Source organism: Paraburkholderia sp. 22099 (assembly GCF_052045835.1).
Taxonomy (GTDB): domain Bacteria; phylum Pseudomonadota; class Gammaproteobacteria; order Burkholderiales; family Burkholderiaceae; genus Paraburkholderia; species Paraburkholderia terricola.
In genome coordinates this window covers 1-13,573 of record NZ_JBQEPU010000030.1, presented here as the reverse complement: position 1 = coordinate 13,573, position 13,573 = coordinate 1, and the positions used below count along the sequence as shown (strand labels likewise).

Here is a 13,573-nt window from a genome sequence, read left to right as displayed (position 1 = left end):
GTCATCTTGAGCCCGGATAGACCATGGCCGCACTGACTGTTGCCTGAAGGAAGAACGTCCCACCTGCGAGTCCCGATGGCATCCCGTGATCTACAGCGCGGATGAAGCTAGGTTGCAAAGGTCATCCAGCGCTCCTCAAGTTTGAGGCTCTTCACGCGCTCAATCAGGAACTCGGTGAACACTCGAATTTTCGCGGGCTGATATCGCCGGCTTTGGTAAGCCAGGTTGATGGTCAGTCGTGGCAACTGCCAGTCCCCAAGCACTGGGATAAGACGCCCGGACACGATGTCATCATGAATGATGTAGAGAGGCTGAACGACGATGCCCAAACCTGCTCGCCCTGCGGCGACGATGACCTGACCTTCGTTTGAGTCCAGAGCGCTCTCAATCGGGATATTGCGTTCTTCCTTTCCTCGACGCAGGTGAAGCAGATAGGGGTCGACGGCGAGATTGTAGACAAGCATGTTGTGCTGCTGGAGGTCCTCTGGATTCTCAGGACGTCCGTGGGCCGCGAGATAGGCTGGCGATGCTGCCATCACTCGTCTCGTCTCGGCCAGACGTCGAATCGTGATGCCCGAATCTCCTTCATGCTCTTTCGTACGTATGGCGATATCTATCCCAGCCTCGATGAAGTTCTGGTATTGATTCGCCGCGACAATCTGAACCGACAGATTGGGGTAGCACGTGACAAACTCAGGAAGCGCCGGCGCAATGTGCATCATCGCGAAAGAAACAGAACTGGTCACCCGGAGCACGCCTCTTGGACTGAGCGCCTCCTCAGAAGCAATCGAGTCAGCTTCGGCCAACTCGGAAATCACAGCCGTGCATCGGCGGTGGTACTCGCGGCCGGCGTCAGTGAGCCACATGCGCCGCGTAGTTCGTTCTATGAGCCTCGCACCGAGACGCTCTTCGAGAGAGCTGAGCGTTCGACTTGCTGCGGCATTTGACATGTCCAGTTGTTCGGCGGCCTTCGACAGGCTACCCAAGTCAGCGGTCAGCACAAATAGCTGCAGTTGCGTCCAGCGGTCCATCGTCACCCTCTTCGAGTTCTACTGGAAGAATCAGGTGCGATTCTTCCAATTCGGCGAGGCCAAATATGCCGGAGGCGAGGCGATTGATAAACCGACCGGAAGTCCTCGATTTGTAGAGGAAAATTCTACAATTCGACGCAAAACGGGAGGGCCTGGTGTTCAGTAGTTCGCGCTCTCCCACGCATGCGAACGTATTTTTCCTTCAGGAGGAAATGTCATTTCACTTCTGGGCATTTTATTTACCCAAGCGACCCTTTACCTTTCGTTCTGAGACGCCTGAGCGCACAACGGAGACACGCACGATGCGCAACATCAACGAAGACACCATCACACAAGCCGTCATTGCCTCATTCGCGAACTGCTGGAACCCGAGACTGAGGACGGTGATGACGAGCCTGGTTCAGCATCTCCACGCCTTTGCCCGCGATGTCCACCTTACCGAGGACGAGTGGTTCAAGGCAGTCAAGTTTCTGACGGAAGTCGGTCATATCACTGACGACAAGCGACAGGAGTTCATCCTTCTGTCCGATACGTTGGGACTCTCGATGCTGGTCACGTCCCAGAACAATCGCAAACCCGCGAACTGCACGGAAGCGACGGTTTTCGGCCCTTTCTACGTCGAGGGCGCTCCGTTCTACAGTAACGGCGACGACATCTCGAACGGAGCCAAAGGCGCGCCTTGCTATGTAAGCGGCCAGGTGCGTGGTGCAGGCGGCGAAGCCGTCGGAAACGCGCAGCTCGATGTTTGGCAATCGGACGAGGACGGCTTCTATGACGTGCAGAACCAGGATGAAGCTGGCAACGTAGTCCATAGCGCGCGAGGCCGATTGAGAACGGACGCCGAAGGATTCTTCAACTTCCGCTCTATTCTGGCTGAGGCGTATCCCATTCCCCATGATGGGCCCGTGGGCCGCATGCTCTCGGCGGTCGGCCGCCATCCATGGCGTCCCGCGCATCTGCATTTCATGATTGAAGCGCCCGGTTACCAGACACTCATCACTCACGTGTTCCGGGACGGCGACCAGTACCTCGATTCGGACGTTGTATTTGGTGTGCGCTCGTCGCTCATCTCGGAGTGGAAGCGACACGAACCGGGCGTCGCACCCGATGGCCGAGACATCTCTGTCCCGTGGTACTCGCTTGAATATGACTTCGTGCTCAACCCGTCGGAGGTACATGCATGATTCGGCATATCGTCATGTGGCGTGTTCGGGGCGACACGCCGGCCGAGCGTCTGGCCGCTTCGAACCGCGTGAAAACGGGCTTCGAAGGATTGCGGGGCCGGATTCCGGGAATGAGTCACCTTGAAGTCGGACTCGACCATAGCCGGGTCGACTACGCATGCGACGCGGTTCTTGTCACCGAATTCGACTCGCAGGAAGCCTTGGAGGCGTACGCGTTGCATCCAGAACACCTGCGCGTGCGCAACGAGCTCGGGGATCTGCGCACCGCGCGATTCCAGGTTGATTACCTGGCAGACGCTGGTGTGAGCGCCGAGCCTAAAGCGGAGTTTCTTCATGCAAAAGCGTGAGTTTGTATATCAGGCGCGGGCCGGGCGAGTCGTGTTTGGCCCCGGTAGCCTGCAGCACCTTGAGCGGGAAATGCTCGAGCTGAAGTCGGAGCGCGCTCTCATTCTGTGCAGCCCCGAACAGAAGGAAACGGGCGAAGCCGTGGCGACCCGCCTCGGTGCACGTGCCGCAGGAGTATTCGACCGGGCGGTCATGCATGTGCCGCTCGAGTTGGCGAAGGAAGCTCGTGCGCTGGCTCGCGAACTGAACGCAGACTGTGCGATTGCTGTTGGTGGCGGCTCGACGATCGGCCTGGGCAAGGCTATCGCGCTGGCGTCGGGCCTTCCGATTATTGCCGTGCCGACAACGTACGCCGGCAGTGAGATGACACCTATCTACGGCATCACCGACGCCGGCTTGAAGAAGACCGGTACAGACCCGCGGGTTCTACCGAAGATCGTGATTTACGATGCCGACCTGACCATGTCACTCCCGGTCCCGCTATCGGTCACCAGTGGGATCAACGCGATCGCCCATGCGGCGGAAGCGTTGTATTCGCGCGATGCAAACCCGGTGACCAGTCTGATGGCGGAAGAAGGCATCGCCGCTTTCGCGCGTGCCTTGCCCGCGATCGTCGCCGACCCGCACGACGTTGAGGCTCGTGCCGACGCTCAATATGGCGCCTGGCTCTGCGGAACGGTGTTAGGCAGCGTTGGCATGGCCCTTCATCACAAGTTGTGTCACACGCTCGGCGGAAGCTTCAATCTTCCTCACGCGCAGACGCACACTATCGTCCTTCCACACGCGCTCGCCTACAACCGACATGCTGCACCGGAAGCGATGGAACGGATTGCACGTGCGCTGGGTTCGGAGGACGCCGCCATCGGTGTCTATGAACTCGCGAAGCGCTGCGGTGCACCGCTGGCGCTCAAAGACATCGGCATGTCGGCTGAGGATGTATCGAAGGCCGCGGACATTGCCAGTTCAAACCCCTATTGGAATCCGCGTCCGATTCAGCACGACGCGCTTCTCAAGCTTTTGCAGAATGCTTTTGACGGCGTCGCACCCCGTGCGGCCTCGGCCTGAGCATCGAAGCAGAGAGACAACAATGCATTTCACCGTCTATTGCCTCGACCATTCGAACATGGTCGAGCGTCGCCTTGAAAACTATGACGCCCACAAAGCGTACCTGCAGATCGCGCCGGTGAAGACACTGATTTCCGGTCCGCTGACGAAATCAGACGGGCAAACGATGATTGGAAGTTTCTTTCTCTACGAAGCCGATGGCATCGAAGAGATCCGGAAGTTTGTCGATACGGACCCGTTCAACAAGGCAGGAATCTGGGCGTCGGTCGATATCAGGCCATTCATCAAGCGGGTAGACAACCGCTAACACGATTGCTTTATTTCGGATCAAGGTGCTCCTCGCGGTATGCCAGGAGCGGGAAGCGTTCGTCCTCGAAGAGGGCAAACCGGATGGCGAAGCTCTCAATTTCTGGCGTTCGCACCGAACATAACATCAGAGTGGAGACATCATGCGGACAGGACTGGACGGGAAGATCGTGCTCATCACGGGTGGTGCGCAAGGCATCGGACGGGCCACAGCACTGGGTTTTGCACGCGAAGGCGCGCGGCTTTGCCTCATCGACATCGACATTAACGCGTTGAACGAGGCCGAGTTGGAACTCAGGGCGCTCGGCGTGAAAGTGGCGATTGCACAGGCGGACCTGTCCACGGCCGAAGGGGTGAAAAGCGGTGTCGATGCAGCCCTGAAGTCATACAACGGCCAGGTCGACGTTCTGGTGAACAACGTCGGCGCCGGTAAAGTCCGCACGTTCGACGAGCTCTCGGACGAGGACTGGGATTACACGATGAATCTCAACTTCATGAGTTACGTGCGGACATGTCGCTACCTGCTGCCCGTGCTCCGAAACCGTGAGAAGGCGGTCATCATCAACAACGCGTCGGACCTGGCGCGGCAGCCTGAGCCTGTCCCGATTGACTATTCCGCATCGAAGGCCGCGGTACTTGCCTTAACGAAAGGCCTTGCCCGAGCCGAGGCGCCAAAGATCCGCGTGAACGCCGTTGCACCGGGACCGGTCTGGACGCCGTTCTGGACGAAAGAAGGCGGCTTCGCTGACACGATGGGAAAGTTCCATGGTATGGCGCCTAGGGACGCTGTCGAGCACGAACTGTCATTGCGCCACCTGCCGCTCAACCGATTGGGGCAGCCTGACGAAGTAGCCAATGTGATCGTATTCATGGCTTCAGACCTCGCGTCGTTCGTCACGTCGGCGGTGTGGGGTGTCGATGGTGGCAGTATCCGCAGCCTCATTTGAGCGAGCCGGGTCGCGAACGGATTTCACAGAGACATTGTCCAGAGGACCAGCGCATGTCGGCTTATGACCGCTTCCTCGCTTCTAACGTGTCGCCAAGAGAGCGAGCGTTTCTCGTCGAAGCACTGGAATTGTTGATGCGCGAGCGCTTGAATGGATTACGCATTGCGATAGCTGTGGCCGCAGCGCGCGGCGACCGGCTTCCCGACGTCCAGGACTTTGGCCTCGATGACATCCTGCGTCTTAGCCGACAGCTCTCCGACGGTGCAGGGGCTGGCCCGAACGAGGGTTGGTTGGAGGCACAGGCGCCGGTGGAGACAAGAGTGAGTACAGGCCGACGACGGACGTCCTAGGCTTCTGTAAGCAACATTGAACAGTCGGCGCACCTCGATGCGTCGACGAATGACTGGAGACTCAAATGCTACGAATTGCCGTTCTCGGCGCTGGCCGCATCGGAAAAATCCACGCTGCTAATGTCGCAGCAGACCGCCGGGTGAAGCTCGTCGCCATTGCAGACCCGTACAAAGAGGCCGTCGAGGCGCTCGCCGCTGACCTCGGCTGCGATGCGTCGCTCGATTGCAAGTCAGTGGTTGACCGCGAGGACGTCGATGCCATTATTGTCGGAACACCGACCGACACCCACATTGACCTGACATTGCAAGCGGTCCGGCTGGGTAAGCCCGTGCTCTGCGAGAAGCCCATCGACCTCGATATTGACCGCGCTCTGGCGGCTGTCGAGGAAATCGAGCGCCTCAATGGCCGCGTGATGCTGGCATTCAATCGTCGATTTGACCCCGACGCGATGCGCCTGAAGCAGGCTATCGATGAAGGTGAAGTCGGTGACGTCCGCCAGGTCATCATCACCAGCCGCGACCCAGGGCTTGCACCGCGCGAATATCTTCGGCACAGCGGCGGCATTTTCCGTGACATGACCATCCACGATTTCGACACGGCTCGCTGGCTGCTTGGCGAGGACCCGGTCGAGGTGATGGCGATGGGCAATCGACTGGTCGACCCCGACCTGGACGAGCTCCCGGACTATGACAGCGTGATGGTGTTACTTCGTACGGGGTCGGGCAAGCAGTGTCATATAAACGGTTCGCGTCAGGCTGTGTACGGCTTCGACCAACGTCTTGAAGTCTTCGGTTCAAAGGGAATGGTTTTGAATGAAAACCATCGCCCATCCAGCCTGCGCCGTTGGACGAGCGAAAGGACGGAAGCCCGCGAGCCGCTCCTCAACTTCTTCCTTGAGCGACATGCGGACTCTTACAGGGTCGAACTCGACCGTTTCCTGATGGCTCTCGGACAGAACGGTCCGATGCCGGCAACGCCCAGGGACGGTATCCGTGCGCTGCGCATCGCGAACGCTGCCATCGAGGCAGCAAATTCGGGCTGCGCGGTGAGAATCTGAACAATCCCGCCGCATTGCGCGGGCTATGGGTCATGCCGGGTTGACAATGGGCGGCTTACTGCCCTATATGAAGAATGAAATTCTTCGATAGGGCTGGATGTGGCACAGGTCGACAGTTTCAGCGGGATCGTTATCTTCGTCACGGCGGCACGGTCACGCAGTTTCACGGACGCCGCCGAGCAGCTCGGTCTGACAAAGTCCGCTGTTGGAAAGGCGATTGCGAAGCTGGAGGAGCGCCTGGGCGCTCAGCTCTTCCATCGCACTACCCGGAGCATTTCCCTCACAGCCGATGGCGAAGCCTACTTCGCCGCGTGCGCCTCCGCCCTCGACGAAATTTCCACGGCAGAAACCGCGCTCGGGCCGGAACTCCATCGTCCGGTCGGTCGGCTTCGCATCGACATGCCAGCAGCGTTTGGGCGCCGCATACTTGTTCCAATCTTGCTGGACATCGCGCGGAAGCATCCCGACCTGCAGCTCACGATGACGTTTTCGGACCATCTCATCGATCCAATTGAGGAAGGCGTCGACCTTGTAGTCCGCTTCGGAGAACTTCAAAGCTCAAGCGGCCTCGTCGCACGTCGACTTACCAGGCAAAGGATGGTGATTGCGGCGTCGCCCGAATATCTCGAGCAGCGAGGCACACCTGGCCAACTTGAAGACGTCGATAGACATTCGTGTATCGTCGGCTATAGACGTGGACAGCCTTTGTCGTGGCGAGTACGCATCGGCGGTGAAGCGAAGCGCTTCTCACCTCCAGGAATCCATCAGATAAGTGATGGCGACTCCATCGTCGAGGCGGCTCTTGCTGGCTTAGGGCTCTGCCAAATGCCGATGTCATTGTTGAGGCCGCACCTGGAGACAGGGGCGCTTCGCTCCGTGCTCGATGACATCTCAAACGAACTCATCGACGTGCATGCTGTCTGGCCGAAGGTGGCGCATTTGCGACCAAAAGTACGGCACGTCGTTGATACGCTCGTGGAGCTTGGTGAGCAAGGCCGATTAGCCTGAGCGCGCTTACCCGCTGCATACGCAAGTGATTTGCAGCGTCTTGGCGAAGCCGGTTGCCGTCTTTCCTGCGCAGCAGCTACTTCATTCTCGCCGCTCATTTGCTGCACTGCCCAAGCGGGCCGTCTGCGTGACGCGCGGAGGCGCGAGCCCGAACGCCGAAGGCTCGGCGACGACCGCATACGCAATGGCGACCGCAGCGAGACCGATCAGCGAGTGCGTAGCAGCGACGAGTTCGCGCATCTTCGTCATCTCGACTTTCGCTGCAATGTACGCGCCGGCTGCCCATCATACGCATCCTTACCATACAAGCCTGACAATAATCGAAACTGGAATTCCTCTCTGTAAAAGCTGTTTGTGCAAGGGGTTTTGAGCTTGTCCGCCGTTGTCTCGACGTAAGGACTTTCCCGAATTCGAGAACAACCGCGAGAGGACTTTTCGTGAGATCAGCCGCAGTATTTCAATCTGACGCCGGTCGGCAACCCTAAGCGCCATACGGAGTGCGGGGCGGTAGGGCGGCTGCAACTTCTGTGACTGACAGAGGAACGCCGTCGAACGATCCCGTACGCAGGCCACACAAAACCCTTGCTGCGATTCACCATTCTGGTATGGTAGACCAGAACAGGTGAGCGGACGCGGTGCGCCATTTGTGCGGACATCCCATTGGACCGCTCTCGCGGACGTCTAGCGTCGTTGCGCGCCTACCTACGTTCGAATGCAAGTTGCACCGAGCAACACTGGAGACAAGCAATATGAGCCGCATTCCTTTGGCGGAGATGCAGAAGATGATCACGTCAGCGTTTCTGAACGCCGGTATGAATGAGCAGGACGCACAGACGTGTGCTCGCATCCATACCGAGTCGACCTGTGATGGAGTCAACTCTCATGGCGTCAATCGTGTCGCTCGATTTGTGGACTACGTGAACAAGGGGTGGATCAATCTCGAAGGGAAGCCCTCGCTGGTTAAAGGTCTGAGCGCGATTGAGGTCTACGATGGCAACCGTGGGCCTGGGGTTATGAACGCACTTTTTGCCACCGACCGTGCGATGGAGATTGCGGAGCAGCAGGGGGTAGGAATCGTCGCGCTGCGGAACACGACGCATTGGATGCGGGGTGGCGCCTACGGTTGGCGAGCGGCGGATCGCGGCTACATCGCGATTAGCTGGACGAACACCGAGTCTTGCATGCCCGCCTGGGGAGGCAAAGAGACGCGGGTTGGGAATAACCCCTTCGTGATGGCCGTGCCGCGAGCAAAGGGAAATATTGTCCTCGACATGGCAATGTCCCAGTACTCCTACGGCAAGCTCCAAGTCACCCGACTCAAGGGAAAAGACATGCCTTTCCCGGCGGGTTTCGACAGCCATGGCAATCTCACGGTCAAACCCGGTCCGATCGAGGCTTCGATGCGAATCCTGCCGATGGGGTATTGGAAGGGCTCCGGTTTCGCGATCATCCTCGATGTGCTTGCTGCGGTCCTCTCCGAGGGTTTGGCAACAAACGAAATCGACAAGATTCAAGAGGGTAGCTGCACAGGCAGCTCGCAGATTTTCATTTTGATCGATCCGCGAAAGCTCGGAGGCGAAGCTTTTACGAACCAGGTCGCAGATAGCGTTGCGGACTACGTCAATAGCTCGGAACTGGCTGAGGACAGCCGCGAGGTGCTCTACCCGGGACAAAGCGCCCTCAGGACGCGAAACGAGCAACGAGAAAACGGAATCGTCGTGGATGACACCGTTTGGTCTGAGGTGTTGGCTCTGGCGGCGGCAAAGAAATGACCGCGGCGTACGACTAAAGAATCACCGCAATATATTTGTGCGGGCCACGGGCCAGCGGTATTCACGAGTCTGTGGACCGTTCCTACCTGACGCCCATACAAGTTGATTAACTCGACCACTGCCGCGCCGCTATATCCGTTGTTTTCATCGGAGGAGACAACCATGAAAGCAGATCTCGCCCTCGACATGAGTTCGAGCATAAGTGTTGAAGAGGAGGATGCCCTTTATAAGAAGGTCATCCTCCGGATTGTACCGTTGTTTTTTATCGGATTTATTCTGTCGTACCTCGATAGAGTAAATATCAGTTTTGCCAAACTTCAGATGGCGGCTGATTTTGGTTTGACCAATGCGTCTTTTGCTGTCGGCGCCAGCGTTTTCTTCTGGGGGTACATGCTGTTCGAAATCCCCAGCAACCTCGTTTTGCAAAAGGTCGGCGCGCGAGCGTGGATCGCACGGATCATGATCACGTGGGGAATCGTGTCCATGTTGATGATATTTTCCAGGAGTGAACCGGTCTTTTATTCGCTTCGCTTCTTGCTGGGCGTCTGCGAGGCTGGATTTGTTCCCGGTGTGATGTATTACACGAATACGTGGCTGCCTTCGAAGCGTCAAAGCGGGATGTATTCACTGTTCCTGATGGCGTTGCCGATCGCAGTTGTGCTTGGTGCACCGATCTCAGGGGCGATTCTTGAATCCATGAACGGCGTGGTGGGAATCAAGGGATGGCAGTGGCTGTTTATCCTTGAAGGTCTGCCTTCGGTTGTTCTCGGCGTGGTCATTCTACTGCTGCTCAGGAATAAACCGAGCGACGTCAAGTGGCTCACCGACAGTGAAAAGAGAATCATCGAGACCAACGTTGCCCGCGAGGCCGCGCACAAGTCGCATCGCGTTGCGGATGCGTTTAAATCCGGCAAAGTCTATGCGCTGATTGTAGTCATGGTTTTATTCAACACCGGATTTTACGGCTTGACTTTCTGGATGCCGACACTTTTCAGGAACTCCGGCATCGATAACAGCTTTCACGTTGGGCTCTACACCGCCATTCCTTTCGGCGCCGCTGCATTCTGCATGTTTTTCAACGCCAAGAAAGCTGAAAGGTCTGGTCGGATGCGCTTGCATGGAATGGTTCCTGTTTTACTGGCTTCCATCGGTCTTTTTCTGGCAACCCTCTTTCATGATCAGTTCTGGTTCTCACTTGCGATGCTGACGATGGCCGCATCTGGGATTCTTTCCTTGATGCCGATCTACTGGACGTTGCCCGGTCGAGTCCTGTCTGGTTCGGCGGCCGCAGCGGGGCTTGCGCTGATCAATTCCTGTGGTAGTTTGTCCGGCGTATTGGGGTCATTGATCATCGGTTATTCTGGCATTCAGGTGGGTATGTATATCCTTTCAGCCTTCCTATTGCTGTGTGGGATGCTCTTTTATCTGGTTTGTCCGGCTAAGACAGCGTGACGACGCGGCGATAGAGACTATCTGCCCGTCTCTATCGCCTACTTGAACAATGCGAACGTTCGGCCGTTCATTCTCTTTGGTCTCGGATGGCCGGTGTGGGCTGACACCGTCCATCCTGGCCAATTCTTCCAAACAGAAGTGCGTCGAATGGACTTGCCACTAGAAAAGTGACGTCGTTGGCGCGCTCTTATACCACGCTTCCAATTTATGCGTCGGTGTGCTCCGCTAAGCGGATTGCACCGCGGTTGACGCTTTAGAGAGAAATAACGTTTGACGGCGGATCCGCACCGATCTACTTTCCTTTCTGGCAGAAACACCCGAAGCCTGTGCAGAGGGAAGAGGCCATGAAAACCACTTCGTTGACGTTGTACATCGACGGAAAGTGCCCGCTATGCGTTGTGCGTTTAGATCCCTTCATGGCGCGGTCCCTGCCTGATGCACCAATCTGGATGTCATGACCGACATGCGAAACGCGCCATACATCAAAAGCCGGTTGCTGATCGTCGCGGCGCTCGCGTTGCCCGCGTTCGTTTTCACCATTGGCTGTAAGTCGACGGCGACGCCGTCCGCGACCGCGCCGGGGGAGATCGCCACTGACGACGCTGCGCTTGCCATCCGGGTGCACCGGGCGCTCGTCGCGGACCCGGGGTTGAGAGCGTTGCCGATGAGCGTCGCGACGTATCGGGGTGTTGTGCAGTTATCGGGATACGTGGATTCGGAGGTACAAATCCAGAAAGCGCTTGCCGTGACGCGCGGCGTGCCGGGGGTGCGATCCGTGAGCAACGATCTGCACCTCAGGCCGCAATGACGCGCCTTCGCCGAAAACAGATGACGAACCAAGTAACGCAGGAGAGGGCGCCAAAACGAGGGCTGTCTCACAAGCGACAGGATCCTGGCGCGAGACAGCAATGCGTGTGCTGCGCGAGGGCGGTTCCGCCAATGGCATAGTGCATCTGCGTTTTGATGACCATTCCCCTGCGCTCCATGACGGTCACCGGTTTCCGGGCCGACCGTGAACGACCCTTTCCGGTCAATAGCCGCCGCGTGCGTCAAGGGCGGGTTTCGAGGGCATGCAGTCATTGAGGGGATAGCTCAAATTAGTGTTTGCATTCGCACAGATAAGCAGTCGCCAGGCAGTGAACATGCAGAACAAATAGACGCGCCTGATGCGCTTCACCTAAAAACGGGGGATACACGTGTCTCGCCAGAATTTAAATGAAGCTCAAGACCAACTCGAGAAACAAAAGCGCCCTTTCTATCTTATTGGCACTGCGCTTGCTTTGATCGCGGTCGGCGTTTGGAATCTGATCGTTTTTTCACTGTTCGTTTTCCTCCCTATATTTCACCATTACATGCGCAACACGCTTTTGGTGCCTGTGCTTATCGGTGTCGGAACGATCGTCTCGGTCGCGCTGGTGGCTTCGGGTATTGGCGTCATTCGTGGAGCAGGCTGGTCCCGCGCCTTGGCGATCCCCTGTCTGCTGTTTCTGTGTGTCAAAGCGGCATTTCCGGTGCTTTTCGGGCACGGGCGAATATCCGGGTACGGTTGGGCCGGACTTGTCTTCTACCTCTGCATTTCACTCTTACTCGTTACCCGTGGAGCAAGCGCATTTTTCGGTGTACGGCGAGCAAAAACCTAGTCAGACAAACGTTCTGGGCGACGATGTCGATTTCCACTAGAAATCGCCCAGGCAAAGGTCTGCTCTCCGAGTGGATCTGACGTTCGAATGTCCGTCAAAGCACCTAGCGAACGGCGGGAGATGGCCGGTTGTTGCCTGACGCGGAACAGGCCGCAAGCGGACATTCATCCGCGATCCCAGGTAACAACGAACGTCGGCAAATGCCGAACTTCAGCCGGCTGGCCTACTAGTCAATGCGGTGCTTTTCATCGGTTTCACGATGACGACGATCGCCGTCCACGTGAAGATACTGACCGGTGGTCGTGAGCGACGCATGGCCGAGATTGTCACGCACGAGCCGCAAGTCGATCTGTTGGCCCGCGATATGCGACCCTACGCTGGCCTCAGCTAATGCGCTGACGCCTGCTCCAGTTGATCGGCTCGTGGTGCATGCGTTTCGCCACGGGCACGCAGTGCGTCGGCTGTGCCGCCGAAAACCTGCTTGACGATGCGGTGCAGTGCGGCGCGCGTCAACGGTTTGAGCGACTGCCCGATCGGCAGTAACAGGGGCGTGTCTTCGTCCTGAGATGGAAGTGCCGGTAATCCCCGTTCGGTAAGCGACTCGACCCGACCGTTTCCCCGTTCGCGCGCGCGTCGGGCATGATGGTGATGGCGTGTGGGAGTCCGTGTAGATCAAGGGAGATCGTGTCCACGATCGGCGATCGTGGACACGATCCATCCAAATCTATCCAGATCTACCCGGTTGAGAGTGTGGGCGGGGTGAGGGGTTTCAGTTTGTCAGCCACGTTCCAGGGCAGCAATTCGTCGATGCGAGAGATCTTGTGATCAGCGATGCGGGTCAGGACGTATTCCAGGTAGGCACGCGGGTTGATCCCGTTGAGCTTGCACGTGCCGATCAAGCTATACATCGCGGCGGCCCGCTCGCCCCCGCTGTCGGAGCCGACGAACAGATAATTTTTGCGTCCGAGCGCGACACAGCGCAAGGCGTTTTCGGCAAGCACGTTGCTTATCTCGGCCCAACCGTCCTCACAGTAGAACGTGAGGGCTGCCCAGTGGTTCAGCGAGTAGTTGATCGCCTTGGCGAGCGCGGACTTCGTCGACAGCGTCGTGAGTTTTGCCCTGATCGTCGTTTCGAACTTCACGAGCAACGGCTTGCTCTTCTCCCGCCTCACGCGCAGACGCTCGTCTGGTGCCTTGCCGCGGATGTCGGCTTCTATGCTGTAGAGCTCGCCGATCATCTCGAGCAGCTGCTGGGTATCCGCAGTCGGCGTGCGCGCGTGAACATCGTAGATGTACCTCCTCGCGTGATCCCAGCATGCCGCTTCGTGGATCTCGCCGCTCGCGTACAACTGATCAAATCCAGCGTAGGCATCGGCCTGCAGGATGCCGTGGAATGCGGCGAGCCGGGTTTGAGG

The 13,573-nt window shown here is 57.8% G+C and carries 13 protein-coding genes and 2 pseudogenes; 11 read left to right on the top strand and 4 right to left on the bottom strand.

Going from position 1 to position 13,573, the window contains the following annotated elements; genetic code table 11:
• Positions 1 to 107 precede the first annotated feature (107 nt).
• A complete protein-coding gene (locus tag ACTJLC_RS24600) occupies positions 108 to 1,031 on the bottom strand; it encodes a LysR family transcriptional regulator (protein WP_073430256.1) in 924 nt (307 codons plus the stop codon).
• 302 nt (positions 1,032 to 1,333) lie between these two features.
• On the opposite strand from ACTJLC_RS24600, the gene ACTJLC_RS24595 reads away from it, so the two are divergent.
• The 7 genes from ACTJLC_RS24595 to ACTJLC_RS24565 all read left to right on the top strand — a co-directional run bounded on the left by ACTJLC_RS24595 (position 1,334) and on the right by ACTJLC_RS24565 (position 7,294).
• Positions 1,334 to 2,215, top strand: a complete 882-nt coding sequence (locus ACTJLC_RS24595) for an intradiol ring-cleavage dioxygenase (RefSeq protein ID WP_310317725.1) — start codon at positions 1,334 to 1,336, stop codon at positions 2,213 to 2,215.
• The gene (locus tag ACTJLC_RS24590; RefSeq protein ID WP_310317728.1) at positions 2,212 to 2,562 is read left to right on the top strand and encodes a Dabb family protein; all 351 of its coding nucleotides are present in this window, start codon (positions 2,212 to 2,214) and stop codon (positions 2,560 to 2,562) included. The genes ACTJLC_RS24595 and ACTJLC_RS24590 overlap by 4 nt, the downstream gene beginning before the upstream one ends.
• Positions 2,549 to 3,625: a maleylacetate reductase gene (locus ACTJLC_RS24585; protein WP_310317731.1), complete on the top strand. Its 1,077-nt coding sequence runs from the start codon at positions 2,549 to 2,551 to the stop codon at positions 3,623 to 3,625. The genes ACTJLC_RS24590 and ACTJLC_RS24585 overlap by 14 nt, the downstream gene beginning before the upstream one ends.
• Before the next feature lie 22 nt (positions 3,626 to 3,647).
• Positions 3,648 to 3,932, top strand: coding sequence for a YciI family protein (locus ACTJLC_RS24580; RefSeq protein ID WP_154873653.1), 285 nt, complete (start codon positions 3,648 to 3,650; stop codon positions 3,930 to 3,932).
• Positions 3,933 to 4,074: 142 nt separating this feature from the next.
• The gene (locus ACTJLC_RS24575; protein ID WP_310317735.1) at positions 4,075 to 4,878 is read left to right on the top strand and encodes an SDR family NAD(P)-dependent oxidoreductase; all 804 of its coding nucleotides are present in this window, start codon (positions 4,075 to 4,077) and stop codon (positions 4,876 to 4,878) included.
• Positions 4,879 to 5,293: 415 nt separating this feature from the next.
• On the top strand, positions 5,294 to 6,286 hold the full coding sequence (iolG, locus tag ACTJLC_RS24570) for an inositol 2-dehydrogenase (protein ID WP_310317738.1): 993 nt from the start codon (positions 5,294 to 5,296) through the stop codon (positions 6,284 to 6,286).
• A gap of 99 nt (positions 6,287 to 6,385) precedes the next feature.
• A complete protein-coding gene (locus ACTJLC_RS24565) occupies positions 6,386 to 7,294 on the top strand; it encodes a LysR substrate-binding domain-containing protein (RefSeq protein ID WP_154873657.1) in 909 nt (302 codons plus the stop codon).
• A 135-nt stretch (positions 7,295 to 7,429) separates the two neighbouring features.
• On the opposite strand, the pseudogene ACTJLC_RS24560 reads toward ACTJLC_RS24565, so the two are convergent.
• A pseudogene (locus tag ACTJLC_RS24560) lies at positions 7,430 to 7,576 on the bottom strand (NAD(P)(+) transhydrogenase (Re/Si-specific) subunit beta); the annotation flags it as partial.
• A gap of 467 nt (positions 7,577 to 8,043) precedes the next feature.
• Here ACTJLC_RS24560 and yiaK point away from each other — a divergent pair.
• The 4 genes from yiaK (at position 8,044) to ACTJLC_RS24540 (ending at position 12,158) form a co-directional block, all read left to right on the top strand.
• Positions 8,044 to 9,066 (top strand): 3-dehydro-L-gulonate 2-dehydrogenase, encoded by a 1,023-nt coding sequence (yiaK, locus tag ACTJLC_RS24555; protein WP_310134047.1) that lies wholly within the window; start codon positions 8,044 to 8,046, stop codon positions 9,064 to 9,066.
• Positions 9,067 to 9,228: 162 nt separating this feature from the next.
• Positions 9,229 to 10,518, top strand: a complete 1,290-nt coding sequence (locus ACTJLC_RS24550) for an MFS transporter (RefSeq protein ID WP_310134044.1) — start codon at positions 9,229 to 9,231, stop codon at positions 10,516 to 10,518.
• Positions 10,519 to 10,981: 463 nt separating this feature from the next.
• Positions 10,982 to 11,326 carry a BON domain-containing protein gene (locus ACTJLC_RS24545; RefSeq protein ID WP_310134213.1) on the top strand — a complete coding sequence of 115 codons (345 nt, stop codon included), beginning with the start codon at positions 10,982 to 10,984 and terminating at the stop codon, positions 11,324 to 11,326.
• A 388-nt stretch (positions 11,327 to 11,714) separates the two neighbouring features.
• A complete protein-coding gene (locus tag ACTJLC_RS24540; RefSeq protein ID WP_310134042.1) occupies positions 11,715 to 12,158 on the top strand; it encodes a hypothetical protein in 444 nt (147 codons plus the stop codon).
• Between the two features lie 226 nt (positions 12,159 to 12,384).
• Here the strand turns inward: ACTJLC_RS24540 and ACTJLC_RS24535 are convergent.
• Positions 12,385 to 12,743 (bottom strand): annotated as a pseudogene (locus ACTJLC_RS24535) (tyrosine-type recombinase/integrase); the annotation flags it as partial.
• 149 nt (positions 12,744 to 12,892) lie between these two features.
• A partial coding sequence (gene tnpC, locus ACTJLC_RS24530; protein ID WP_440845489.1) for an IS66 family transposase occupies positions 12,893 to 13,573 on the bottom strand: 681 nt, incomplete at its 5' end.

Bases quoted from the DNA above. Each gene is read 5' to 3' on its own strand.
- yiaK (WP_310134047.1), top strand. From the start codon at position 8,044: ATGAGCCGCATTCCTTTGGCGGAGATGCAGAAGATGATCACGTCAGCG.
- ACTJLC_RS24595 (WP_310317725.1), top strand. From the start codon at position 1,334: ATGCGCAACATCAACGAAGACACCATCACACAAGCCGTCATTGCCTCA.
- ACTJLC_RS24545 (WP_310134213.1), top strand. From the start codon at position 10,982: ATGCGAAACGCGCCATACATCAAAAGCCGGTTGCTGATCGTCGCGGCG.
- ACTJLC_RS24580 (WP_154873653.1), top strand. From the start codon at position 3,648: ATGCATTTCACCGTCTATTGCCTCGACCATTCGAACATGGTCGAGCGT.
- ACTJLC_RS24600 (WP_073430256.1), bottom strand. From the start codon at position 1,031: ATGGACCGCTGGACGCAACTGCAGCTATTTGTGCTGACCGCTGACTTG.
- ACTJLC_RS24585 (WP_310317731.1), top strand. From the start codon at position 2,549: ATGCAAAAGCGTGAGTTTGTATATCAGGCGCGGGCCGGGCGAGTCGTG.
- ACTJLC_RS24550 (WP_310134044.1), top strand. From the start codon at position 9,229: ATGAAAGCAGATCTCGCCCTCGACATGAGTTCGAGCATAAGTGTTGAA.
- ACTJLC_RS24575 (WP_310317735.1), top strand. From the start codon at position 4,075: ATGCGGACAGGACTGGACGGGAAGATCGTGCTCATCACGGGTGGTGCG.
- ACTJLC_RS24590 (WP_310317728.1), top strand. From the start codon at position 2,212: ATGATTCGGCATATCGTCATGTGGCGTGTTCGGGGCGACACGCCGGCC.
- iolG (WP_310317738.1), top strand. From the start codon at position 5,294: ATGCTACGAATTGCCGTTCTCGGCGCTGGCCGCATCGGAAAAATCCAC.